The sequence below is a fragment of the Zavarzinia sp. genome, from assembly GCF_049306435.1.
Lineage (GTDB): Bacteria > Pseudomonadota > Alphaproteobacteria > Zavarziniales > Zavarziniaceae > Zavarzinia.
In genome coordinates this window covers 1-2,600 of the sequence record NZ_JBAQRT010000253.1, presented here as the reverse complement: position 1 = coordinate 2,600, position 2,600 = coordinate 1, and the positions used below count along the sequence as shown (strand labels likewise).

Below are 2,600 nucleotides of genomic sequence, written 5' to 3'. Positions count from 1 at the left end.
GGTCGCCGCGGCCGAGATCGTGCCGGCGCTGGCCACCGTGCCCGCGACCGCCTGTTTCGGTGCCGTCGTCGGCGTCGCCGACGAGGAGGGCGCCGAATTCTCCGTCACCCTGGTCGGGGAGCACGAGGCCGACCCGGCGACCTGGCATCTGTCCTGTTCCTCGCCCCTTGGCCGGGCACTTCTCGGCGCCGCCATCGGCGATATCGTGACCTGGTCGAGGCCGAGCGGCCGCCGGGACCTCGAAGTGGTCAGCCTGTCCTTGCCGGAGACATCATGAGCGCAGACGACGAGGCGCCGATCCTGGCCGCCAACCGGGCCTTCTATGCCGTGTTCCGGCGGCGCGACATCGGCGCGATGAAAGCCCTCTGGGCCCGTCAGGCGCCGGTTTCCTGCATCCATCCGGGTTGGCCGCCGCTGATCGGCCGGGACGAGGTGATGAAGTCCTGGGACGGCATCCTGTCCCATCCCGACTCACCGGAAGTCGCCTGCCACAACGAGCAGGTACGCCTGATCGGCCCCCGCCACGCCCTTGTCGTCCTGATCGAGGTGATCGCCGGCAATCCGCTGGCGGCGACCAATGTCTTCATCCTCGAGGAGGGCGAATGGCACCTGGTTCATCACCAGGCCAGCCCGCTCGCCGATACGGCGCAGGTCGCCGTGGACGACGATCCGGCGCCGCCCACGGGCACGCTGCTGCATTGATGGCCTGAGTCTCACCGGCTCAGGTGGTGGGGCCACCCGGCTGGCCGACGATGGCGACGCGCAGGATATTGGTCGCCCCCGGCGTGCCGAAGGGCACGCCCGCGGTGATGACGATGCGGTCGCCCGGTTCGGCGAAGCCATGTTCCGCCGCCGTCGCGCCGGCGCGCTGGACCATTTCGGCGAAATTCGAGACGTCGGGCACGACGACGCAGCTCAGGCCCCAGGCGATGGCGAGGCGCCGCGCCGTGTTCAGGTCGGGCGTCAGCACCAGGATATCGGTCTCGGGCCGCTCCCGCGCCGTGCGCAGCGCGGTCGAGCCGCTCGACGTGAAGGTAACGATGCAGGCGGCCCGCACCGTCGCCGCCACCTTGCCGGCGGCGGTGGTGATGGCTTCGCCGATCGAATCGCCGGTGGCCTCGTGGCGGGCGTGGATCAACTCGTCATAGACGATGTCCTGCTCCGCCTGATGGGCGATGCGCGCCATGGTCGCGACCGATTCCAGCGGGAAGGCGCCGGCCGCCGATTCGGCCGACAGCATCACGCAGTCCGCGCCGTCATAGACCGCGGTCGCGACGTCCGAGACTTCGGCCCTTGTGGGGACGGGGGCGCTGACCATGCTTTCCAGCATCTGGGTCGCGACGACGACCGGCTTGCCGGCGGCCCGCGCCTTGGCGGTCAGGCGCTTCTGGATGCCGGGCACGGTTTCCAGCGGCAGCTCGACGCCGAGGTCGCCGCGCGCGACCATGATCGCATCGGATTCCGCCAGGATGGCGTCGATATCCTCGACCGCCGAAGGCTTCTCGATCTTGGCGATGATGCCGGCGCGGCCCTGCACGATGGCCTTCAACTCGCGCACATCCTCGGGGCGCTGGACGAAGGACAGGGCGATCCAGTCGACGCCGATCTCCAGCGCGAAATCGAGATCGCGCAGGTCCTTCGGCGTCATCGCCGCCAGCGGCAGGATGGCGTTGGGAACATTCACGCCCTTGCGGTCGGACAGACGCCGGCCCTCGACCACGCGGGCGAGGGCGCTGGTTTTGTCCGTCTCCTCGATCACCAGGCGGATGCGGCCGTCGTCCAGCAGCAATTCGGTGCCCGGCTCCATGGCGGCGAAAATCTCGGGGTGGGGCAGGCAGACACGGCCGGCGTCACCCGGGGTCTCGTCCATGTCGAGCCGGATGCGGTGCCCGGGGGCGATGTCGATCGCGCCCTCGGCGAAACGCCCGATGCGCAGCTTCGGCCCCTGCAGGTCGGCGAGAATGCCGATCGGACGGCCCAGTTCCGCCTCGACCGCGCGGATCGCGGCATGGCGGGCCCTCGCATCCTCATGAGCGCCATGGCTCATGTTCAGGCGAAAGACGTCGGCGCCGGCCTCGGCCAGGGCCTTGATGGTGGCCTTGTCCGAGGAAGCGGGACCGAGGGTGGCGATGATGCGCGCGCGGCGGTTGCGATATTCAGTCATGGCGGCACGTTAGCGCCGCTCCGGCGGCATTGCCATGGCGAAACAATGGCGTTCAGGTGACCGTGATCACCCGGAAATCGTTGACGTTGGTCCGCGTCGGCCCGGTCACCACCAGATCGCCGAGCGCGGCGAAGAAGTCGCGCGACCGGTTTGCCGCCAGCATCGCCGCCGTGTCGAAGCCAAGGGCGGCGGCCCGCGCCAGCGTCGTTTCGTCGATGCGGGCACCGGCGTCGTCGCTGCCGCCGTCGATGCCATCGGTATCGCAGGCGAGGGCGGCAATGCCGGGCGTGCCGCCGAGGGCGAGGGCAAGGCCCATCAGATATTCCTTGCTGGGGCCGCCCGCGCCGTCGCCCGTGACCGTGACCGTCAGCTCCCCGCCCGAGAGGATGGCGGTCGGCGCGCTGCCCGCGAGGCTCAGGGCCAGCAGGGCATGGGC

4 protein-coding genes are annotated in these 2,600 nt (G+C 70.1%); 2 read left to right on the top strand and 2 right to left on the bottom strand.

Annotation, left to right across the window (positions count from 1 at the left end; translation table 11 throughout):
• Positions 1 to 277: GreA/GreB family elongation factor (locus WAZ62_RS14755; protein ID WP_422644299.1), on the top strand; the 277-nt coding region annotated here is incomplete at its 5' end.
• Entirely contained in the window at positions 274 to 702 is a 429-nt protein-coding gene (locus WAZ62_RS14750; protein ID WP_422644298.1) for a nuclear transport factor 2 family protein, read from the top strand. The genes WAZ62_RS14755 and WAZ62_RS14750, both read left to right, overlap by 4 nt.
• Before the next feature lie 19 nt (positions 703 to 721).
• Here the strand turns inward: WAZ62_RS14750 and pyk are convergent, their stop codons facing one another.
• Both pyk and WAZ62_RS14740 read right to left on the bottom strand, forming a co-directional pair.
• On the bottom strand, positions 722 to 2,164 hold the full coding sequence (pyk, locus tag WAZ62_RS14745) for a pyruvate kinase (RefSeq protein WP_422644297.1): 1,443 nt from the start codon (positions 2,162 to 2,164) through the stop codon (positions 722 to 724).
• 52 nt (positions 2,165 to 2,216) lie between these two features.
• On the bottom strand, positions 2,217 to 2,600 hold a 384-nt coding region (locus WAZ62_RS14740), incomplete at its 5' end, for an MOFRL family protein (protein WP_422644296.1).

Coding starts and splice junctions, on each gene's coding strand:
- pyk (WP_422644297.1), bottom strand. CDS start 2,164: ATGACTGAATATCGCAACCGCCGCGCGCGCATCATCGCCACCCTCGGT.
- WAZ62_RS14750 (WP_422644298.1), top strand. CDS start 274: ATGAGCGCAGACGACGAGGCGCCGATCCTGGCCGCCAACCGGGCCTTC.